Raw genomic sequence first — 21,966 nt, 5'->3', positions numbered from 1 at the left:
CGGCGTGCTTTTTTTGTGGCCTAAAATATTTCGATGCGGTCCCCTGTTTGGAATTTTTCGACTTTGGTAGGATTGGGACGAATTCCAAGGCCTGGAATTTGTGGTACTGCAATGCTTCCCCCTTCAACAACAAATTCTTCATCGGCAATGTCTTCTTTGAAATAACGGTCGGAAGCCGAAATATCAGCCGGATAAGTATTGGGCAAAGTCGCCGAAAGCGCTAAATCAACGGCTCGTCCAATATCCGATGAAAACATGCCCGAAATCCAGGGTTGAATTTGATGAGCCTGGCAGTATTGAATGGCCTGCAGAGCAGCGGTCAAGCCACCAATTTTGGACCACTTTAGGGTCAGCGCCTGGCCAGCCCGCAGAGCAGCCATGGTTTTAAGGTCATCCAAATTATTAATCGATTCATCCAGCGAAATTGGTCTCGGACTCGTGGCTTGGAAACGAGCATGTTCAACAAAGTCCCCGGCAGCAAAAGGTTGCTCCACAAAAAGTAGATTGCTGGGCAAGGAATTAAGTTGCTGGGCCTGTGACCAAGTGAAAGAGGCATTGGCATCAATCGAAAAGTGCTGTTCAGGAAAAGCATGTAATAGCTTTTTTAGTTGCTCAGCGTTGAAATTTTTGCCAGAAAACTTGAGTTTAATCCGTTGGTAGCCAGCTTCTATTGCCGCTTGAACTTTTTTCTTTTGCTCGTCAAAGGAAGGTTGGGTGCCGATGGCAATCCCCACTGGAACTTCATTTAGCTGCGCACCCAGCATCTGGACCAGTGATTGACCGGTTGATTTACCCACGGCATCCCAAAAAGCCAGTTCAAGGCCGGCTTTAGCAAAGGAATAAAAGGGTGTCAGTTGTCTTAAAAAATTAGCCAAGTCTTTGGGCTGGGCGAAGCTTTGCTTGATCAGCGCCGGTCCCAAATAGGATTCGATAATTTCACGACTAGTTGCCTGTGTTTCCATCGCATATCCCGGTGTCTCGAGTGCTTCAATTTCACCAAAGCCGGACACGATGCGGCCAGTGTCTAGATCAAGGAAGTCAACGGTGAGCAAACTAAGTTGGCGCAGCGCCATGGCACTATGGGCCGTATTGAAACTGTCCTGCAAGGGCAAGGCAAACGGCAGAATCTGTATTTTTTTAATCTGATACATAACGCTTTAAGACCTCGCAGAAGCTTTTCGGATCTTCCAAATAAATATTGTGGCCGCGATTGGGCACGACCACTTGATGCGCATTGGGCAGTTGCTTGACCATCGATTCTCCAATGGCTCGAAATTTGGAATCCAGTTCACCAGTAAGTAGAATAACAGGAATGGTGATTTCATTTAGGCGGGGCCAAAAATTATCTTGAAAGCCCGTCCCCATCATTTCCAGTGACCGTGCCATGTTTTCACGATTTTGATTTAAACGATGCTGACGAATCCGACTACGCTGGGAAGAGCTCAGCCTTTTTTGACTAGCAAAAAGTGAGAGATTCTCCCAATTTTTAACAAAGGACTCATAATCCTGTCGGATTTTAAGGGCTCGTTGGCGGTCCAGAATTTGCCGCCTCTCCCTACCCTTTACTTCCTGAATACCAGCGGTACTGGATTCAAGGATGAGCTTTTGAACAACCCCGTCGGATAGTGCCAAACTAAGGCCAAGAGCAAGCCGGCCACCCATCGAGTAACCCAACAAGTTTAATTGCTGCCAGTTCATCTCTTTGAAAATAGCTTTTAAGTCGGCAATTTGAGTAGCCATTGTCAAACGCTGCCGCGATACTTGTGGCGCGTGATAGCCATAGCCGGGTAAATCCAAAGTCCAGACTGTTCCCGGCAAATAGCGCGCCAAAGCCTTAAAATCTGACCCCGAGCCCATAAAGCCGTGTAGGCAAAACCAAACCTGCTGACCGGGGTTTTCCTGGTAGCCAGTTAATTCATACTGATAACCATTTACTGTTAATATACGTTTTTCAATCATCTTGACTGTCCAAAAGAAAAATACGGGGCTTTGTCGCGGCTTCGTTTAATAGTTCAGCTAGTTCTTCGGGAGCAGCCAGCCTATGAAAATCATAGGAGAAGGCAGCGGCTATTTTTTCAAAATCAAGGTCCTGCGGTGTTTGGAAGACCTCTTCAAAGTAATCTACGGCCTGGGCCTGAGGCAAATGACTGAAAATCTTACCCCCGTTGTTGTTAACTACGATAATGTCGATGGGCAAATTATAGCGCTTCGCAAGATTGAGACCGGTTAAATCGTGAAAGAAAGTCAAATCTCCGGTAAAAAATACCGTCTTTTTTCCACTTGCTGCGGCCAATCCCATGGCTGAGGAAACTTCCCCATCAATGCCGTTGGCACCGCGATTGGCGTAAACGAGACGACTATGGCGCCCGGTAAAGTAATTATCAAAATCGCGAACCGCCATACTGTTGGCAACAAAAATCGGTGTCTCTTCATCAACTGCTTCGTCAAGTATCTGAACTAATTTTGCTGCAGAATTAGAAGCTTTTATCTGGGCTAGCGCTTGCCATTTCTGGTTAAAGTCCTGCTGTTGAATAGCTTTTTTGAAGCGAACCGCCTTTAAGAAGGCTGCATCGGTCATATCAAAAAAGGTACTGCTTTGACGACTATGATCCCAGTAAGTAGCCGGACCAATTTGCCAAATTTCACAGTGATTAGCCTTCAGCCAATTCAAAATCCGACCTGAAACTGGTGTTGCTCCGAAGCGTAAGACGAGGTCCGGCCGGTAGGAATCGTCAATGTTTTTAGCCTTCAATAGGGCATCATAACCGTATATTGCACCCTCGCCCCGCTGGCGACTCAGTACGTCCGTCAAAATCGGCAAGTCATGCTCTTGAGCAAAAGCTAGCAAATCCGTGTCAGTCTGCCCGCCTTTAGCTGGACCTGCCAAAATTAAAACCTTCTTGTCCTTTAAATCGATTTCAATTGGCTGTGGGGCTTGATTTTCTCCTTGATAAAAACGAATTGGCTGTATAGCGGGCCAAGTCGTTCCCATTTCGGGCATTAAGGGTTTCCTCAAAGGCAATTCAACTTGAACTGGGCCAACAGGGTGATTCTTGGCCCTTTGAACAAGGGTCTGAAGCTTGAAGTCAATGTATTCGCTGACATCTTTTTCGCCATCTTGCAAAGTAATCTCGACCTGCTCTTTAACGTAGTCTGAAAAAACTGTTTGTTGTGGCAAAGTTTGTGGAGTGCCCAGGCCGCGCAGTTCCTGGGGACGATTCGTGGATAGAATGATTAGGGGCAAGTGTGACAAGGAGGCTTCTCCCACCGCTGCCGTATATTCCAAAATGGCCGTTCCGGAAGTCGCCAGCAACGCAACCGGTTCTCCAGTCCCCTTAATCAAACCAAGGGCAAAGAAAGCCGCCGAACGCTCATCCACGTCGACATAAAGTTTGAAGTCGTCGTGCTGTCGCTCAAATTCAGCAAAAAGCAAAGCAAGCGGCGTGCTCCGTGAACCCGGCGATAAAACCAAATGACGAACGCCCTGCTGATAAAGGGCCAGAATCAAATGCTGGCCATTAAGGGTTAAAGTATCAGTCATTTTGCAAGGCCTCCTCCAAAATTTTACCCATTTCTTCTAACTTAACTTGCGTTTCAGCATATTCAGCTTCTGCTTGTGAAGCAGCCAAAATTCCAGCGCCTGCGAACAAACGAACCCGATTATCCGCAACCATCATGGAGCGAATGCCAACCGCAAATTCTCCCGCTTGATCCGACTTAAGATAACCGATTGGACCCGCAAAAAGGCCGCGCGGATAGCATTCATTTTCGCTGATGTAATCGAGTGCTTCCTGACGGGGAATCCCACCTAGAGCTGGTGTAGGATGCAGCTTTTGCAAAACCTTCAAAGGATTTTGTCCCTCAAGAAGTTGTGCGGTAATCGGTGAATAAAGATGTTGAACCCGGCGATTCTTTAATAATTTCGGTACAAAGGGCACCGTTAAGTCCTTGACGTAAGGACCCAGGGCTTTTCGAATCGTGCGCGTGACATAATCCTGTTCCAGCCGGTTTTTGCGGCTGTGCATGAGTTCGGACCCGAGCTTAGCATCTTCAGCTTCATCTTCTCCCCGTGGTGCGGTTCCGGCTAAGGAAGCCGTATAAAGCTTACCAGTCAGATCAACCTTTAAAAGCCGTTCCGGTGTAACCGAGACAAAATAACGCTGTTTATTCTTTAAAACAATCCTGTAATTGGATGTGTAAGCTGACAATGGCTGCCACAAAGAACTTGATTCCAGTGGCTTTGACAAAACAATTTGCCGCTGTCGGCCAAAAACAACCTTATCTAGGTTTTGATCATGATTTAGTTTTTGAATTAGAACTTCGACTCGCTTAATCCAGTCGGATTCATCGTCAACTGCCACAATGGAATTTGCACTTTTTTCGACTGTGGTCGAAACGTTGCTTAACCATTCTTGCCAATCAAATTCTTCAGGAACGTGCAAGGATATCGTCTCGGCCTTAAATTCAGCCCAAATTCGTGGCGCAAACCAAAATGATGACATTACCGTGTCATTTCCAGTGAAGTTTTGGAAGGCTTGCCCACCAACAATCAGCTCCGCCGAGTCAAAATCGGTCGGCCAATTATGCCAGCTTTGGGTGGCTTCAAAGGCATAGAGCACCGTTCGATTATCCGAACTGGCAAAATAAAAGCCCTCTTCGTATTGATCAAACTTTGCTTCTAGTTGCTGAATAATTTGTTCATTTTTCTTAAGCTGAATGCTTTGCATGTGAATCTCCAGTAAAAAAGCAGCAAGGCTTATCCGAAGTCTTGCTGCTTAGTTTAGCCTAATTGAAACGATGACCAGCTGGCCAAACTGACCCGCCGGCATAATAAGCGCCAAGGGGAACCCCTTTGCGAATTGCCGCATGAACAAAGTCTTGAGCAATAATACCAGCTTTTAAAACTGGCATGCCCTTGGCTAAGTTCACGGCTAAAGCTGCTGAAAAAGTACAACCGGCACCATTATTATAAATTGGTTCCGAGAGCTTGTCCTGCCCAAAGGCAACCGTACTTGATTCAGATAAAAATAAATCTTCAGGAAAAGCCCTTTTAAAACGCTCGCCAATGGTCAACCAGATTGCTGGACCAGCAGTGGCCATTAGCTGTTTCGCTGCTCGTTGGGCTTGGCCATAGTCCCCCACTGCTTGATTGGCTAGGAGTGCTAGTTCCCCAACATTAGGCGTAATAACCGTTACTCCTGGTAACAAATGCTGGCGATAAAAATCCAGCAAGCGCTCATTTTCGGCCAAAGAACCCTCTTTTAAACTTAAAACCGGATCCAAGACGATGGGTAAATTGGGATGAGCTTGCAGAAATTCTGCAACGACCTCCGCTTGCTCTAAATCGGCTAAAAAACCAACCTTAATGGCCGCCAAATCCTCGACATGCCCAATCGAAGCTAATTGGTGCTTTAAAAATTCGACTGGCAAAGCATCGGTCTGCACTTCATCCTTGCCAATGCTAACGACAGCAGTAACAGCTGCTAGCCCGAAAACATTTAGCTCCGAAAAAGTTGCCAAATCCGATTGCAAACCACCGCCGGCAAGACTATCAGAACCTGCAATTGTCAAAAGCTTAGCGGAGGTCATTAAAAGAGCTAACCTTTGCTGATGATGAAGAGGACGAAGAAGGCGCCGAGGAAGCACTTGACGAACTTGTCGCACTACCATTTGCAGGGGCAACAATAATGTTCAAACTGCTGCCATTGTCTGTCACGGAAGTCACAATGTTGTTGTCGCTCAAGCTACCCGTTGACTGATAAGTATAGCTCTTACCATGCGCCTGGGCCCATGCAATGGCTTCAGCCAAAGTCTTGCCCTTCAAGGCTTGTTCGGCAGCAGCCGTATCGGCCGCACTGGATGAAGAAGACGAAGAATTCGAACTAGTCGAGCTAGACGAATGATTGGCCTTTTCAGACTTCTTTGCGTGGTTTTTATGGTTCTTTTCTGACTTTGATTCGCTACTGCTACTTTCAGTCCGACGAGGAAGAGGATTCGATACCTCAGTGTATTTAAAAATCACTAAAGCGCCCACACCAATGATGGCGAGGGTCAGTAGAAAAATATAAAAGCGATTACGGCGCAGATGCTTTTGGCCCTGCGCTCTTTTATCATAATCTTTCATAAAAAAATCCTTCCGTCATCGACCTGAATTAGCTTTTGGCCTTCTTCTTGCCCTTTTTATCTTGGTCAGGGTTGGTCCCATCTGCCAAAGTCTTTTCAGTTGGCTTGTCCCAAGTTACAAAGTCACATTCTGGGTAACGTGAGCAGCCGTAGAACTTACGACCTCGTTTGGTCTTGCGTTCAACAACTTGACCCTTCTTACACTTGGGGCAGGTCAAGCCGATTTCTTGCACGATGGCCTTGGTATTGCGGCAATCTGGGAAACGTGAACAAGCGTAGAATTTGCCGTAACGGCCCATTTTAATAACCATTGGAGCACCACAGACTTCACAGTCCTGACCCGCCAATTCGTCATGCATGGTAATCTTTTCCAAAGTCTTTTCGGCGGAATCAACTTCCTTAGAAAATGGCTTATAGAAGGAATCAACAACGGGTACCCACTGTTCATCCCCCACTTCAATTTCATCCAGTTCATGTTCGACTTGGGCTGTGAACTTGGTGTTGGTGATATCTGGGAACTTTTCTTCCACGATATTTTGAACAATTTCACCTAGTTCAGTGGGCACGAATTTGCGGGCATCCAAACGAACATAGTTACGACGTTGGATGGTATCCAGCGTTGGTGCATAAGTTGATGGACGACCGACTCCGTTTTCTTCCAAAGCCTTAATCAAAGCGGCTTCAGAATAACGGGCTGGTGGCATGGTAAAGTGCTGTTCCGGATTCGTTTTCGCCAAAGAAACTTGATCCCCTTCAGCCAAATCAGGCAAAGCATTATCCTTTTGCTTAGCAGCGGGATAGGCCTTTGTAAATCCAGGGAACTTCGTCTTTGAACCATTAGCGTGGAACAAAACCCCATTTTGCTCAATCGTGACTGCCATGGTATCCAGCACTTCAGGAGTCATCAATGAAGCCACAAAGCGTGACCAAATCAGTGAATAAAGCTTAAATTGATCAGGAGTCAGTTTATCCTTAATGCTATCTGGTGTGCGGTTAACATCCGTCGGGCGAATGGCTTCGTGGGCATCTTGGGCCCCTTCTTGCAAAGCTCGTTGAATAGGCTTGTGGCGAGAGTATTCCTCACCCCAAGTATCGTGAATAAAGTGCGCCGCAGCGTTTTTAGCCGTTGATGAAAGACGGGTTGAATCGGTACGCATATAGGTAATCAATCCAACTTGGCCCAAACCTTTACCCAGGTTGACTCCTTCGTAAAGCTGCTGTGCAGTCATCATGGTTTTACGCGTTCGGAACTTCAACTGCGTGTTGGCCGTCTGCTGCATAGTTGAGGTCGTAAAAGGAGCCTGAGGCTGACGCTTACGCTCCTTGGCCGTCACTTTAGTAATGTTAAAAGGCGCATCCTTGTCTAAGCGAGCCATCACTTTTTGAACAGACTCATTGTCTGGCAAAGCCTGCTTCTTACCGTCGAAGCCGTAGAAGCTTGATTGGAATTTTGAACGGCCCTTCTTGAAGTCGGAATCAATCGTCCAGTATTCTTCTGGCTGGAAGGCTTGGATTTCGCGTTCACGCGCAATAATCAAACCCAAAGCAACGGACTGGACACGACCGGCTGAAAGGCCACGCTTAACGGTCTTCCAAAGAATTGGTGAGATCGAATAACCCACTAAGCGGTCAATGATACGACGAGCCTGCTGGGCATCAACCAAATCTTGGTTAATTTGGCGTGGTGTTTTAAAAGCGTTCTTAACCGTATCCTTCGTGATTTCGTTAAAGACTACGCGGTTAGCATCTTCAGGGTTCAATTCCAAAATATGCTGCAAGTGCCAGGCAATCGCCTCTCCTTCACGATCCGGATCGCTCGCGAGATAGACAGTTTTGGCGTTCTTAGCAGCCTTGCGTAAGTCCTTAATAACCGGACCCTTACCGCGAATATTTATGTATTTTGGCTTGTAATCATCATCGACATCAACCCCTAAGGTTGACTTTGGCAAATCACGCACGTGGCCGATACTAGCAACCACTTTGTAGGTGCTACCTAAATACTTTTCGATGGTTTTAGCCTTGGAAGGACTCTCCACGATAACCAGCTTCTTCTGGTTACGCGTCTTTGAAGTCTTTTTCTTCGTTGTCTTTTTTGGAGTTTTTGTAGCTACCAAGAACTAGTCCTCACATTTCTGATTATAGGGGCATTATAGCACAGCCCATTAAAGCTTAATAAAAATACAATTTAATATAGTAGAAAAAATTCTGCAGAAAGTCAAAAAACAATCGCCGTAACGATTGTTTTACCATGAAATCACTTCGGGAGCCCCCTGGAAGGATTCAATGACTGCTGACTGAAGCTCAAGCTTGATGATGGCTTGATTCTGCGCATTGGCCGACAAATCGAGTAGTTCGGGGTGGGCCTTGATTTCCCGTTCATTTTCGCTAGCGTCCAAAACCTGGGCATGGAGCTGGTTGGAATGAACGCGAAGGCCCTTATCGGCATCAAACCAAGTCGTGAAGGCTGCATTCGAATTAGCCTGTAAGTTCTTTACACGAGTAGCCTTCCAGTCCGAAACCATGTACAAAACGTTGTCCTCAGTCCTGGATAGCTTATAGGTAATAATGTTGTCAGACATTTGTCCAGCAGTATTAGCAGTGGCAAGCGCCACCAAATTAGGTAATTCTTCCATTGCCTGGCGGAACTTGGAACTATTGTCCCCTGACTTGGCTTGGGCAAACTTCTTGCGATTCTTCATGACCGTCATGATGGTCAAAGGAATGGTTAAGCAGATGTAGCCAACGATGGTAATGAAAAGGATCCGCCAGCCCAAGGCCTGCACATGAAAGAGTGCTGCCAAGGCTTCTGAAATACTAATCGTAATTAAAAAGACCACAAAGAGCTGAACAAAACGCTTGAAATACATAGCTTAGATTACTTCCTTCACAATAATTTGGGCTTTAATTGCCTCAATAATATCACTGGCATGAAAAACTGGCAAAGCGCCCGCTTGAATCAGCTGGTTAGTCCCCGTTGATTCGGTTGAAAAAATCGATCCCGGTACAGCTAAGACCTGGCGATTAGCTTGTAGGGCAAGATTGGCCGTAATTAAACTACCAGAATGTTCCTTAGCCTCGACCACCAGGGTTCCCAGGGATAATCCTGCAATAATACGGTTCCGATCCGGAAAATGATGGCGGCGAGGACCAGTTTTGGGTGGATATTCAGACAGCAGCAAACCTTGTTGGCCAATTTGCTTTTGCAGCTGGTGATGGTGGCCGAGATATGCAACATCTAGTCCTGTGCCGACAACGGCAATTGGTACCCCACCCTGGCCAAAAGTGAGCTGGTGAGCCATGACGTCCACGCCACGGGCCAAGCCGGAAACAATGCCAATCCCTTCCTTAACTAAGGCGGGTAAGAAGTCCCGCAGCACGCTCAAAGCATAAGGTGTTGCCGTTCGTGTCCCCACAATGGCAATCGGCGGTAAACGCAAAGCATCCAAACGCCCTTCGTAAAATAGCACCAAGGGTGGCTGGTAAATCTCTTTCAAAGCCGCCGGATATTGCTCATCAAAATAGGTTAAAAACTTACCCTTAAAGTGCTGCGCCAGCAGCAAACCTTCTTGGTAAGCACTCTCTAATTGCTGATAATCACGCGCCCTGGGCTCAAGCTCTAAAACGTGGGTCAGCGTATCCCAAGACCAGGGATAAATATCTGGGGCATAGCGGTGCGAAACTGCTTCTAAAACTCGATTGGCACGGACTTTGCCGATGCCAGCTGTATGAGCGATTGCGAGTAAAAATGTTCTTAAATTCATTTGAAACCTCCGTACTCAATCTTACGAAGGTCACAAGCTTTTTCTTATGATTCCTGCTCAACAATTTCGCTTAGGTAGGCCCAACGGTCCATCTTGTCGCTGAGTTCTTGTTCGACGGCTTCCATTTCAGTTTGGAGTTCCGCAACTTTTTGGTAGTCGCTTCCCTCAGCTGCCATCTGGTCGGAAAGCTGCTGGGTACGGTTTTCCAACTGAGCAATCTCATCTTCAATAACCGCCCACTCTTTTTTCTCCATGTAGGTCAGCTTCTTGGGCTTTTCAGTCTTGTTAGTGGCCTTTGACTTGCTTGCTGTTTTAGCAACAGGTTTAGGTTCAGGATTTAACTGGCTATCGAGGTAGTCGGAAAAATGGCCATCAAAGCGAGTAATCTTGGCATCCCCTTGGAAAATATAAAGCTGGCGGGCCACCTTATCCAAGAAGTAACGATCGTGGGAAACCGTCAAAACGGTCCCCGCAAAACGAGTCAAGAAATCCTCCAAGACCGTTAAGGTGTCAATGTCTAGGTCGTTAGTAGGCTCATCCAGCAGAAGCACATTAGGTTCTTCCAACAAAAGCTTTAATAGATACAAACGGCGTTTCTCACCACCCGACAGTTTCCGAATTAAAGTACCGTGCATAAAAGGCGGGAAAAGGAACTGTTCGAGCAAGTCCGTTACGGAAATTTCATGGCCATCACAGTCGGTGATTTTGCTGGCCACATCGGTTAAGTATTCAATGACCCGCTTGTCATCGGGGATGGGTTCCGTTACCTGAGTGTAATAGCCCAGCTTAACCGTTTCTCCGATTTCGATTGTTCCCGATGTCAAAGGCAAACGGCCGGCAATCACATTCAAGAATGAGGATTTTCCCGCCCCATTTTGTCCGGTAATTCCGATTCGTTCGCCTGGCCCAACCAAGAGGTTAAAGTCCTTTAAAATCTGACGGTCGCCAAATTGAAGTGAAGCATCCTTGAGCTCAATCACCTTTTTACCCAAGCGCTTTTGGCCCAAATTAACTTGCAGGCTATCGTCTTCTTTGACCTGGCCTAAGCTTTCTTCCAACTTGGCAAAGGCGTTTTCACGGCCCTTTTGCTTAGTTGTACGAGCACGGGCCGACTTTTTCATCCAAGTTAATTCTTGCTGATAGAGCTTTTGACGCTTGTGTTCGGCTAACTTGTCTTGTTCAATGCGCTCTGCTTTAGCGGCAACATAGTCCTGGTAGTTTCCAGAATATTCGTAAAGGGAGCCAAAGGATAGTTCGAAAATCCGGTTCGTCACGGAATCCAGAAAATAACGGTCGTGGGTTACTGTCAAAATAGCACCCTTGTAAGAGTTCAAATACTTCTCCAACCAGGCAATTGAATCAAAATCCAAGTGGTTAGTTGGCTCGTCCAAAATCAACAAATCAGGATTTTGAATCAAAACTTGCGCCAAACCCACTCGCTTCTTTTGTCCACCAGAAAGCTCTTTCACCTTGCGGTTTAAATCCGGCATATGTAACTGGGTCAAGATGGCACGAATCTGGGATTCCAGGGTCCAAGCATCATCGCGGTCCATGGCGTCTTGAGCCTTTTGCAAATCCTGGCTAGCCTGTCCGTCATCTGGATGCTGCGTGTAGCGGTCCAGGACGCGTTGGTAATAGCGAATGGTTTGGAAAACCGGTTGTTCCCCAGCATAAATGGCATCCATGACCAAAGCCTCGGGGTCCAAGTCTGGATTCTGCTTCAAGTAGCCAATCTGATAATCGTTGGGCTTAGTAATCTGGCCCGAATCGGCCGGCTGGTCACCGGAAATGGCATTTAGCAGGGTGGTTTTACCTGAACCATTAACGCCAATGAGACCAACCCGGTCGCCTTCATTAATTAGAAAAGAAATATCGTCAAATAAAGTCTTTTCGCCGTAAATACTTTTTAAATGTTCAACTCGAAATTGTTTCATAGTCCTTATTATACCGGGAAGCAGGGTAAAATGCTGCCTAAGCAAGCGATTTGAATGCGGTTTCTTGTTTTTTCATGATAAAATGATTGATAAGAAAAGACTCGATAGGTATTTGCGTGAAAAATCCCTGGATTAAAAACAATCGCATCGGCATTATCCTTGCCGCTAGCTTCATATTGTTAACCATGGTTTTAATTACTTCCTTGCTGAACCAGAACCAACTAACAACCCGACCTAATTTGGTACCCCTCCGGGAAGGCCCTAAAATGACCGCCCACGAAATTACTAAGTTAAAATCCGGCACCAAGTTAACGGTTCTACAAAAGGATCATGGTTGGTGGAAGGTCCGCCGTGGTAGCGATGACCAGGTCGGCTGGATTGCTTCCTGGGTAGCCAATAACACCACCTTAAAGACCCCCACCCGCTTGTCCGAAGCCACCATCGTTTTGGATCCTGGCCATGGTGGTTCCGATACCGGTGCCCTCTCCATTGATCGTAAGCATTACGAAAAAACCTATACTTTGGCAACAGCACGAGCAACCCGAGATGCACTGGAAGAAACGGGGGCCCGAGTCATCATGGTTCGTGATAGTGACAAGGTTGTGCCGCTACTCTACATTCCCCGCTCGGCCGAAAAATACCAGGCTGACGCCCAGATTTCCTTCCACTTTGATTCATCGGATAAGAATAACTCCGCTAGTGGGATTTCTCAGTATTACTACAACCACAATTCATTAGGCCTGGTTAAAGCGATGAACAAGTCTTTGAACAATTTGCCTTTGGAAAATCGCGGTTATGAAACGATGCCTTACTTGGTTATCAAGGACGTTAGCCGCCCCGCTGTCTTGCTCGAATTAGGCTTTATTAACAGCAAGAAGGACTTCCGATACATCCGCCAATCTTCCTACCAGCAAAAGGTTGCCAAAGACATCAAACAGGGCTTAAACAGCTATTTAGGCCAGAATAACTGAAAGCCGATTTGAAAAACGCTTGGATGTGTTATAATGGGTAATAGAAAAGGTCGCAGCGGTGACTGCGACCTTCTAGCAAACCCGTGAAACGGTGGCTGGCCTTAATTATTTGATAGTAAATAACCCTCAGCTCTGCAAAGCTAAGAGGGTTATTTTTTATTGCTGTTTTTGATCAGCTCAACAACCAAAGCTAGCAAGGTCAGGACAAAGGTCCCAAATGCCAGCATCAGCTGTATGGCGTCCGCTACGGACACACAGGCATCTCCTTTCCCAGAATTTGTGCTAATAGTTGATTACCATCGACACCACCCCCCGTTCCCGGATAGCCACCGTCTTAACTTGTTTGCTAGTCAAATTATAGCATATATGGGAACGTTTGTTCGTATATCTATTGGGCCTTTTTGTATAAAAAAACACCACCTCGAAAGATGGCGGGTAGGTAGATAGATACTACCCAGTTGGTCAAAAATATTGTAACACATTAGGACCAGGCACGTAATAAATCTTTGACCGTAAGCTGGCCACTGGCTGATTCGTACTTTTTACCAAGTGAGGCAAAAGTTAACTGCGAACCATAGCGATAGCCTTCGATGCGACTACGTTCCCCAAGGCCTCCCATGGCAATCATAATTAAGTCTTGGTCAACTTGCTGATTCATTTGCTGGCAGGTTTCAAGGACAAAGTCGACATCCTTTTCATTTTCAGGCATGACTGCCAGTTTCAAAACCTGAACGGCTTCTTGACTCATTTTCTTAACGATATCAGCCAAATCTTTCGGCGTATTTTGCCAGTCGTGATAGGACAAAATGACGGGCGTCTTCACCTTTTCAGCGGCCTCAATGACCTTTGCCTTAAGGCCTTCATCCATGCTGTCTTCCAAGTCGACGGCGGCAAAGTGAAAACCGGCTTTGAGGGCCGTTACTAAGAAAGAAGCGATGGCAGGTTCGTCTAACTCCCCCATGCCCCCCTGAGCCTTAGAACGGTAGGTCAAAATCAAGGGCCGGTTATTAACCGTTTGAAAGGCGTTGGCAACCAATTCCTTGACGATTTGGACTTGCATCAATGGCCAGTTTTCTAGGAACTCGGCCCGGGCCGTATCGAGCTCGGACATCAACTTTGCTTGCGTTAAGGTTGAGACTTCCTTAGCTTGAACTTCGGCTTGGGCACCGGCTTTAACTTCTTGCCAAATGACGTCTTGACTGAAGGCATCGACGATGTAGTCAGCCCGCCATTCAACTAAATCAGGATTTTGTTCGTCCAAGGCTTGGGCAAAGGGGCCGAACTTATCGCTGGGTCCCAAAGTCATGGGCACCGCAATTAAAGGCTTGGGGTTGGTGGGATCAATGTTTAAGAGTTGGCGTAATGTCATAATTTCCTCAAAGTATATCGTATAGGACCCAGACCATCTCCGGCCGTAATGTTTGCCGGACTTGGTAGCGGTCGTCATCGGCGAGATCGCTTTTTTCATATTGCTGGGCAGATACAATTGTAAACCAATCTTGCTCAATACGAAAACGCCGGAAGGCCTCCGGCTTACTTGGTGCAAAAATCAATTCAGGCCCGCGGATATTATCTAAACCAACTTGCGCCAAATATTCACGCATCAGCGTTTCGGTTGCAGCGTGCAAAGTGGCGATGGGCCGCTGATACTTCGTGTTTTCGAGAACAATCAGGGGCATCAAATCCAGGACAAAGGTCGTATGAATCTTCACCTTATCCCAATTGTTGTAATTGAAGTTTGCAAAATTCAAATTCTGGATTTGGTTGGAACGAAAGGCCACCGGCAACAAGACCTGATCGCCTCGGTAAGCCGCTAAATTCGTTAAAACCTCTTCAAAAGAACTATGTAAGACGATTTCCTCGTCTGTTTGGTAATGTTGGGCGGCTTGATAGGAATCGGTCCCGACCGGGCCCAAGGTATGGATCTTCATAGCTGCCCCTTCTGAATGTCTTCCTCTTCGCGGGCCATGGAGTATTCCAACAAGGTGGCCATCAGAGCGTCAATTAAATCATCCGTGATATTATCGTTTTGACGATAGTCGGCCTTTAAATTTGCCTTCATACTAACCATCCGTTCGGGCTGGCGCACCGCGAGATTAACCTTTTGCTTATAAGCCGCAACTGCGCGAACAACCCCAATTCGTTCCGCGATGGTGTCAAAAATCTGACGGTCTAGAGCATCAATTTGCGAACGCAAGGTCGTCAGGGTTAGGTCATCGGCCTGCCCGGAAAATAGGGCTACGATTTCTGCAGCAATTCGCGCCGGGGTTTTACCAACCGTTTCAACGACATAATCGGCAACTTCCTGGTACAAAGGATCGCGCTTTTGCCATCGTTTGAAGAAGGAAATCGTGGACTCTTTTTGCAGTAAAGGCCGTTGACCATCCGCTAAGAGGCGGCCGATGGTTCCCTCCAAATTACCGTGCAAATAAATCACCACCGCATCGCTGTCCTTTAGGGTTTGGCGATTTTTTTCGTTTTCAACGACGCCACCACCAGTTGCCACAACGCCAGGAAAAGTCACGCTTTCCTTAACAACCGCTTCTTCCAATTGGCGAAAGTGCGCCTCTCCTTCACTTTTGAAGATTTCAGGGATGGTCATCCCCGCCTTTTGCTCGATGGCAAGGTCAAGGTCCAAAAATTGGGACTGATGCTGGCGGGCGATTTCTCGTCCTACCGTTGTTTTTCCGGCTCCCATGAAGCCAACTAAGATTAAGGTCTGTGGTTCTTCTGTCATTCTTGTTCTCCTGACATAAGTTCCTGTCGGGCTGTTGCAGCCTGCTGGATAATTTGAAAGAGTGCTGTTCGGTCGCCATTGGCGATAGCTTGGTAAAAGTGGTCCAATTCTTCTTTAAACTGATTTAGTTCGGCAAGCGTGCCCGCAGGGTTGCTTAACAAGGCGTCCGTCCATAATTGAGGGTCACTGCCGGCAATCCGTGTCATGCTCTTGAAACCGCCAGCAGTGTAATTTTTAAACGCTTCGGGTTTACCTAAACTGGCCACAGCGGCATTCATCAAAGCGAAAGCGATGACATGAGGGCTATCCGAAACAGCTGCCATCCATTGATCGTGATCCGCTGCTTGGCAAACGATAAAACGAGCATCAAGCGGTTGTAAAAAGCCTTCAAGCTTCATTAAACTGGCCCGGCTAACAGGATTATTAGCTAAAACCAAGAAAAAGGTTTGCTGGGCGTAAAGGCTTGTTCGGCCAGCTTGCACACCCGACTTTTGGCTCCCCGCCATCGGATGACCGCCAATAAAGGCGACCTGCTTTCCTGCAAAAAGTTGCTTAGCAACTTTCATAATTTCAACCTTGGTCGAGCCTAAATCAGTAATGATGAGGCCGTCCTTTAAGGGCAAGTTAGCCAGTTCTTTTAGGATGTTAATAATGGCTTGAACCGGTGTTGCTAGGATAATCAAATCCATTTCGGGCGCCACCTGGCTTAAAGATTGTCCCGCTTGATCAATGATGCCCTTTTCCAAGGCGTAGTCCAAGCTGCTGGAATTGGCATCCAAACCATAAATTTGATTATCAGGATTCTTTTTTAAATCAAGAGCCAGAGAGGCCCCCATTTCACCGAGTCCAAGCACTAAAGTTTTCATTCTTTAACCTTCATTAAGTTCGTTAAGTCTTGCAAAAAATTGGGGTAGGAAACGCGCATGGCTTCCGGATCAAGCAAATTAACTTGCCCCTCCGTAACCAAGGCAGCCACAGCAATTACCATGGCCAAACGATGGTCACCGTTGGCTGACAAAGCGATTTCAGGCTTGGCGGTCTTTAAGGGACGGCCGCCCTTAATCACCATGCCATCAGGCTTTTCTTCGACATCAACACCCAAGCTCTGCAAAACCTTGACCATTTCGGCAATGCGGTCACTTTCCTTAACCCGCAATTCTTCGGCACCAGAAATAATCGTTTGCCCCTGGGCGCAGGCAGCTGCCAGAGCCAAAATTGGTAGCTCATCGACTGCCGCTGGAATATCGGCGGCGCCAATTTCAATCCCGTGCAAGGGTTGGCTTTCGACTAGCAAATCGGCCACTGGTTCGGCATCATCTTGGAACTTGTCCAATTTAATTTGAGCCCCCATGCGTTCCAACAAGGTAATAACACCGGTACGGGTCGGATTAATCCCCACCTTTTTCAAACGAAGCTTCGAATTCGGCGTAATTAGGCCTGCAACCAGGAAGAAAGCTGCTGATGAAATATCGCCCGGCACGTCGATGACTTGCCCCTCTAATTGCGGTTGGGCCGCGATTTCAATCACCTTACCTGCAACCTTGATTTGGCCACCAAACTTCCGCAGCATTCGTTCCGTATGATCCCGCGAAATTAACGGCGAAACAATCCGGGTCGTGCCTTCAGCCTGCATTCCCGCAAAAATCAAGGCGGACTTAACCTGCGCTGAAGCAACGGGTAGGTCGTAATCAATGGCCTTTAAGCCAGCACTAGCGCGGATTGTCCCGGGTAGGTAATTGCCATCACGTAAGTCGAAATGGGCCCCCATCTGGTTAAGGGGCTCGCTGACCCGCTTTAGAGGCCGCTTGCTCAAAGAAGCATCCCCCTCAATCGCCATGTCAAAGGGTTGAGCCGCCAAAAGACCCATTAGCAGGCGAGTTGACGTGCCCGAGTTACCAAAATCCAGCGCTTGTTTAGGCGCACGGAAATTTTGAAAACCACCTCGTCCCGTCACAACCAAATCGTGTTCCTTTTCCTCGACTTGAACGCCAAGGGCGCGCAATGCAGCCATTGTGGAATAAACATCGGCTGAAGGTAAAAAGTCATGAATTTCGGTTTGCCCTGCGGCGATTGCGCCAAACATCAAGGCACGGTGTGAAATCGACTTATCACCAGGGACTTGTACCGTACCCTGTAATCCGTTTTGTCCTGCTTTTGCTAGTGCCTGCATGGGGTCACTCCTCTTAAAATTCTTTGATTTCTTGCCGGTAAGCGGCAACTTGTTCTTTCATCCGGTCGATGTTGTCGGCATCGAACTTATCCAAGACGGCCTTAGCCAATTCGATGGCCACCATGGCTTCAGCAATCACCGCTGCCGCCGTTACGGCCGTCGTATCGGAGCGTTCAATGGAAGCCTTGTGATTTTCGTGACTATCAATATCGACGGATTGCATTGGACGATACAAGGTTGGAATTGGCTTAACAACGGCGCGAACAATGATGGGTTCCCCCGTCGTCATTCCGCCTTCAAAACCACCCAGATTATCGGAACCACGGTAGAAACCGCGATCCTTATCCCAGTAAATTTCATCCATGACTTGGTCACCAAACTTATCGGCGTTAGCGAAGGCATTACCGAACTCAACCCCCTTAAAGGCGTTGATGCCCACAATGGCCCGGGCTAATTTAGCATCCAACTTTTCATCAGCCGAAACATAGGAACCCAGTCCAACCGGCAAACCAGTGGCCATGACTTGTACTTGGCCGCCCACTGTGTTGGCATCCTTCTTAGCAGCATCCACAACAGCCTGCATAGCTTCATCAGCCTTAGCATCCAAGGCACGGGTGGCAAAACCTTCGGTTACCTCACGAAGTTCATCCAAATTCTTGTACTTCGTCAATTGGTCCAAGTCGGAAAAGGCCGGTCCGATATTGACGACGAAGCCGTGTACGTCGACCCCAATTTCTGCCAATAGCTTCTTGGCAACGGCACCGACGGCGACACGCATCGTCGTTTCACGAGCGGAAGAACGTTCCAAGACATTGCGCAAATCGTCTTGATGGCGGTACTTCATGCCACCGACCAAGTCAGCGTGGCCAGGACGAGGACGCAAGACCTTACGCAAGGTATTTTCATCGTTGGCGGGGTCATTGGGTGCCATAATCTTGGACCAGTTGTTGTGGTCGTCGTTGTGGACGTTCAAAGTAATGGGTGATCCCAAGGTTTTTTGGTGGCGAATCCCAGTTAAGAAGTTAACTTTATCCGTTTCAATTTTTTGACGTTCACCACGGCCGTAACCGTGTTGACGACGCGCCAATTGACGGTCAACATCTTCTTGGCTAATGGCTAAGCCAGCCGGAATTCCTTCAATAACAGCAATTTCTTCAGGTCCATGGCTCTCACCAGCAGTTACATAACGCATCTTGTTCTCCTTTATTAAACAAAATCATGCATGTCATCCAGCGCTTTCGCGACAATGACGGGTTCTCCAACATTTTTAACAGCAACTAAGTTCAAAATTCCACCACGGTTCTTTTTATCGTTGACGATATGCTTAAAGAAAAGTGGCGTTCCAACCAAGTCTGAATCGATGGGCAGTCCAACAGCTGCTAAGCGCTGCGCAATCTCGTCCGTCAGTCCCTTTTCAGTAATTCCAACAGCTTCAAAGCGCTGTGAAATCATCACCATGCCAATCGAAACGGCTTCACCGTGTCGCAGACTACCATGGGAAAGCAATTCGATAGCATGCCCGAAAGTATGGCCGAAGTTTAGGAACTGGCGTTGCCCACTTTCCTTTTCATCAGCCATGACAATCTTGGCCTTGTAGCGAATCGAATGGATGGACAGTTCTTCGGCCTGCTCACGTATATCTTGAACTGACTTAATTTTACCAGTTAAAGCAAAGAAGTCTTGTCCATGCAAAACCGAAGTTTTGACCACTTCGCCGTAGCCTTCCACCAAGTCGCGGTCCGATAAGGTATCCAGAAAATCCGGATCAACCAAAACTAAGTCGGGCTGGTAAAAGGCCCCGATGATGTTCTTAACCTCTTTTAAGTTGACCGCCGTTTTGCCACCGACGGATGAATCAACTTGGGCGGTTAGAGAAGTGGCCACCTGGATGAAAGCAATCCCACGCATGTAAGAAGCCGCCGTAAAGCCAGCTAAATCGCCAACGACACCGCCACCTAGCGCAAGCACACCATCCGCGCGAGTGAAGCCAGCATCAGCCATTTGCTGAACCAAGTCCCCCATCTGCGCCAATGATTTTGAACTTTCGCCCGCCGGCACAACCAAGTCTAAGACGTCAAAACCTGCATCTTCTAGTGATTGATGGACTTCCTTTAGGTAGAGTTCCGCAACGTTTTTATCGGAAACTAAGGCGATTTTCCGTTTTGACCAGACCTTGGCAACTTCTGTTCCGATCTGTGCTCTCAAACCGCGGCCAATCAAAATATCGTAGTCTTTACTTTTCAATTGAACGGGAATGGTTTTCATTGAATTACCTCGTGAATCTTTTTCAACTTCGCTGCCATCGCACTGTATTGCTCCGGCGTCAAAGCCTGCGCCCCATCGACAAAAGCGTGCTTGGGATCGTTATGGATTTCCGTCATCAAGCCCTGTGCACCGGCGGCGATGGCGCCTTGGGCCAAAGGTGCGACGAACTCACTATGCCCGGCAGCGTGCGACGTATCGGCAATAATCGGGTAGTGCGTCAACTTTTGCAAAACCGGAATGGCGCCTAAATCAAAGGTATTGCGGGTGTACTTCGAATCGAAGGTTCGAATGCCACGTTCCATCAGCATGATTTGGTCGTTACCACCAGCGGCGATGTATTCCGAAGCGTTCAACAAATCATCAATCGTGGCTGACATGCCCCGCTTCAACAAAACCGGCTTACGAGTCTTACCCAAAGCCTTGAGCAAGGCGAAGTTTTGCATGTTGCGCGTTCCCACCTGGAAAATATCGGTGTACTTATCGACCAAGTCCACGTCGCGCGTATCCAAGATTTCGGTGACCATATCCATGCCAAGCTGGTCGGCAGCAGCGCGATGCGCCTTTAGTCCCTCCTCGCCATTTCCTTGGTAGGAGTAAGGTGAAGTCCGGGGTTTGAAGGCGCCACCACGCAGGATGGTTGCGCCGGCAGCTTTAACGTCCTTGCCCATCTCTAAAACATGTTCAGGTGATTCAATGGAATCGGGACCGGCCATCAAAACCAGATGCTTGCCACCAATTACGCTGTGCTTGGTTTTAATAATCGTATCTTCGGGATGAAAGGCACGTGACGCCTTAACGGCTCCGTGGTGGTCCTTGATTAAGTCGACTGCTTGCCCTTCTAGCACAGCCTGCATCTTGGCATCTAATTCCTTAACGCCTCCCAGGGCGATGCGATTTTCGTGGACGAAAACCGGATGGATTGGATCACCAGAATCCAACTTGCTCGCTAAGTTCTTCGCACTTTCAACATTTTTTGTAACAATAATCATCGTTTTACCTCAATTGCTTTCTGCATTAGTTCACGGTCCGCCTTTTGGCCGAACCAGTATTCAAAGGACAAGGCCCCCTGAGCAACTAACATCGGCAAGCCGTTTTGCGTACTTAGCCCTGCTTCAGTTGCTAATTTTAGGAGCGGTGTTTGAGCTTGGCGATAAATCATATCAACGACAAAGGCCTCTTTGGGCAAGGTAGCCAGCATTGCTTCATCTAGCAAACTGCCTTCATTGTCCATGCCGACTGAAGTGGCGTTGACCACTAGGTCTGCTTCAGCAAGCCGATTCTTTAGTCCACTAGTATTTGCCAAATCCTCTAAGTCGGCCTGGGAATTTAGTAGACCAATCATTTCAACTTTATCCTGCCAAGTCTTCCCCTTGCGGTTAAAGACCGTTAAATCACTTACGCCATATTCCGGCGCGGAAGCAATAACGGCTCGGGCTGCGCCACCAGTCCCTAGCAAAACCACTTTCTTATAAGAAGATTGTGGCAAGGACTGCCAAAAACCATCGCCATCGGTCGAAGTCCCCTGCCAACGGCCGTTGCGATAAGCAACCGTGTTAACGGCTTGCAACTTCTGACTCAGGGGACTCAAGTCGTCGAGTTCGGCCATCACCCGTTTCTTAAAAGGGGTCGAAACATTAAAACCAACCAAACCGCCTGCTTTTAAGTTTTCAATTTCCTCCACAAAGTGTTCGGGATTCAAATCATAAGCTTGATAACGGGCAGCAATTCCCGCTGCCTTCATCATGGCGTTTTGCATCCTGGGCGATAAGGAATGACCGGCTGGATGAGCCAGCAAACCGTATTTTTTTATCTGATTTTGACTTTCTTGCATTTGCTCTCCTAAACAAAAAATCGCACTGAGAATATTCCCAGTGCGATCTACTAGCCAAAATAAAGGCAAAATAAAAGGTCACTGGTTAAATTACTTAACACGCAGTGACCAACTCAAAAATTTCTGGTCGCCGTGTGCATCGGGGGACCGACGCACATGGCGGCGGTCCTACTT

General features: G+C 47.5%; 21 protein-coding genes. 1 reads left to right on the top strand and 20 read right to left on the bottom strand.

Going from position 1 to position 21,966, the window contains the following annotated elements; translation table 11 throughout:
• Positions 1-20: 20 nt before the first annotated feature.
• The 10 genes from menC to ABSY64_RS01950 all read right to left on the bottom strand — a co-directional run bounded on the left by menC (position 21) and on the right by ABSY64_RS01950 (position 11,818).
• Positions 21-1,151, bottom strand: coding sequence for an o-succinylbenzoate synthase (gene menC, locus ABSY64_RS01995; protein WP_349641388.1), 1,131 nt, complete (start codon positions 1,149-1,151; stop codon positions 21-23).
• The gene (menH, locus tag ABSY64_RS01990) at positions 1,138-1,959 is read right to left on the bottom strand and encodes a 2-succinyl-6-hydroxy-2,4-cyclohexadiene-1-carboxylate synthase (RefSeq protein WP_349641387.1); all 822 of its coding nucleotides are present in this window, start codon (positions 1,957-1,959) and stop codon (positions 1,138-1,140) included. The genes menC and menH overlap by 14 nt, the downstream gene beginning before the upstream one ends.
• Positions 1,952-3,541, bottom strand: a complete 1,590-nt coding sequence (gene menD / locus ABSY64_RS01985; protein ID WP_349641386.1) for a 2-succinyl-5-enolpyruvyl-6-hydroxy-3-cyclohexene-1-carboxylic-acid synthase — start codon at positions 3,539-3,541, stop codon at positions 1,952-1,954. Before menD ends, menH begins: the two co-directional genes overlap by 8 nt.
• Entirely contained in the window at positions 3,534-4,727 is a 1,194-nt protein-coding gene (locus ABSY64_RS01980) for an isochorismate synthase (protein ID WP_349641385.1), read from the bottom strand. The genes menD and ABSY64_RS01980 overlap by 8 nt, the downstream gene beginning before the upstream one ends.
• A 58-nt stretch (positions 4,728-4,785) precedes the next feature.
• Positions 4,786-5,589, bottom strand: a complete 804-nt coding sequence (gene thiD, locus ABSY64_RS01975; RefSeq protein WP_349641384.1) for a bifunctional hydroxymethylpyrimidine kinase/phosphomethylpyrimidine kinase — start codon at positions 5,587-5,589, stop codon at positions 4,786-4,788.
• Positions 5,576-6,124: a hypothetical protein gene (locus ABSY64_RS01970; RefSeq protein ID WP_349641383.1), complete on the bottom strand. Its 549-nt coding sequence runs from the start codon at positions 6,122-6,124 to the stop codon at positions 5,576-5,578. Before ABSY64_RS01970 ends, thiD begins: the two co-directional genes overlap by 14 nt.
• 28 nt (positions 6,125-6,152) lie before the next feature.
• Entirely contained in the window at positions 6,153-8,237 is a 2,085-nt protein-coding gene (gene topA, locus ABSY64_RS01965; protein ID WP_349641382.1) for a type I DNA topoisomerase, read from the bottom strand.
• A 129-nt stretch (positions 8,238-8,366) separates the two neighbouring features.
• Positions 8,367-8,990: a pyridoxamine 5'-phosphate oxidase family protein gene (locus ABSY64_RS01960; RefSeq protein WP_349641381.1), complete on the bottom strand. Its 624-nt coding sequence runs from the start codon at positions 8,988-8,990 to the stop codon at positions 8,367-8,369.
• Positions 8,991-8,993: 3 nt separating this feature from the next.
• Entirely contained in the window at positions 8,994-9,884 is an 891-nt protein-coding gene (dprA, locus tag ABSY64_RS01955; protein ID WP_349641380.1) for a DNA-processing protein DprA, read from the bottom strand.
• A gap of 44 nt (positions 9,885-9,928) precedes the next feature.
• Complete coding sequence (locus ABSY64_RS01950; RefSeq protein WP_349641379.1) at positions 9,929-11,818, bottom strand: ABC-F family ATP-binding cassette domain-containing protein; 1,890 nt, start codon at positions 11,816-11,818, stop codon at positions 9,929-9,931.
• Positions 11,819-11,934: 116 nt separating this feature from the next.
• On the opposite strand from ABSY64_RS01950, the gene ABSY64_RS01945 reads away from it, so the two are divergent.
• On the top strand, positions 11,935-12,789 hold the full coding sequence (locus ABSY64_RS01945; protein WP_349641378.1) for an N-acetylmuramoyl-L-alanine amidase: 855 nt from the start codon (positions 11,935-11,937) through the stop codon (positions 12,787-12,789).
• A 149-nt stretch (positions 12,790-12,938) separates the two neighbouring features.
• Here the strand turns inward: ABSY64_RS01945 and ABSY64_RS01940 are convergent, their stop codons facing one another.
• From ABSY64_RS01940 to aroE, 10 genes are all read right to left on the bottom strand, one after another.
• The gene (locus ABSY64_RS01940; protein WP_434063050.1) at positions 12,939-13,043 is read right to left on the bottom strand and encodes a putative holin-like toxin; all 105 of its coding nucleotides are present in this window, start codon (positions 13,041-13,043) and stop codon (positions 12,939-12,941) included.
• A gap of 227 nt (positions 13,044-13,270) precedes the next feature.
• Positions 13,271-14,158: a type I 3-dehydroquinate dehydratase gene (locus ABSY64_RS01935; protein WP_349641377.1), complete on the bottom strand. Its 888-nt coding sequence runs from the start codon at positions 14,156-14,158 to the stop codon at positions 13,271-13,273.
• A gap of 7 nt (positions 14,159-14,165) precedes the next feature.
• Positions 14,166-14,720 carry a hypothetical protein gene (locus ABSY64_RS01930; protein WP_349641376.1) on the bottom strand — a complete coding sequence of 185 codons (555 nt, stop codon included), beginning with the start codon at positions 14,718-14,720 and terminating at the stop codon, positions 14,166-14,168.
• The gene (locus tag ABSY64_RS01925) at positions 14,717-15,526 is read right to left on the bottom strand and encodes a shikimate kinase (protein ID WP_349641375.1); all 810 of its coding nucleotides are present in this window, start codon (positions 15,524-15,526) and stop codon (positions 14,717-14,719) included. Before ABSY64_RS01925 ends, ABSY64_RS01930 begins: the two co-directional genes overlap by 4 nt.
• Complete coding sequence (locus ABSY64_RS01920; RefSeq protein WP_349641374.1) at positions 15,523-16,392, bottom strand: prephenate dehydrogenase; 870 nt, start codon at positions 16,390-16,392, stop codon at positions 15,523-15,525. Before ABSY64_RS01920 ends, ABSY64_RS01925 begins: the two co-directional genes overlap by 4 nt.
• A complete protein-coding gene (gene aroA / locus ABSY64_RS01915) occupies positions 16,389-17,696 on the bottom strand; it encodes a 3-phosphoshikimate 1-carboxyvinyltransferase (protein WP_349641373.1) in 1,308 nt (435 codons plus the stop codon). Before aroA ends, ABSY64_RS01920 begins: the two co-directional genes overlap by 4 nt.
• Before the next feature lie 13 nt (positions 17,697-17,709).
• Complete coding sequence (gene aroC, locus ABSY64_RS01910) at positions 17,710-18,888, bottom strand: chorismate synthase (protein WP_349641372.1); 1,179 nt, start codon at positions 18,886-18,888, stop codon at positions 17,710-17,712.
• A gap of 14 nt (positions 18,889-18,902) precedes the next feature.
• On the bottom strand, positions 18,903-19,961 hold the full coding sequence (aroB, locus tag ABSY64_RS01905) for a 3-dehydroquinate synthase (RefSeq protein WP_349641371.1): 1,059 nt from the start codon (positions 19,959-19,961) through the stop codon (positions 18,903-18,905).
• Positions 19,958-20,950 carry a 3-deoxy-7-phosphoheptulonate synthase gene (gene aroF, locus ABSY64_RS01900; RefSeq protein WP_349641370.1) on the bottom strand — a complete coding sequence of 331 codons (993 nt, stop codon included), beginning with the start codon at positions 20,948-20,950 and terminating at the stop codon, positions 19,958-19,960. Before aroF ends, aroB begins: the two co-directional genes overlap by 4 nt.
• On the bottom strand, positions 20,947-21,792 hold the full coding sequence (gene aroE, locus ABSY64_RS01895) for a shikimate dehydrogenase (protein ID WP_434063049.1): 846 nt from the start codon (positions 21,790-21,792) through the stop codon (positions 20,947-20,949). The genes aroF and aroE overlap by 4 nt, the downstream gene beginning before the upstream one ends.
• Positions 21,793-21,966: the final 174 nt, after the last annotated feature.

It is taken from the genome of Eupransor demetentiae (assembly GCF_963930865.1).
Lineage (GTDB): Bacteria > Bacillota > Bacilli > Lactobacillales > Lactobacillaceae > Eupransor > Eupransor demetentiae.
The sequence above is the reverse complement of the archived record's forward strand: the minus strand, read 5'-3'. Positions and strand labels throughout refer to the sequence as shown.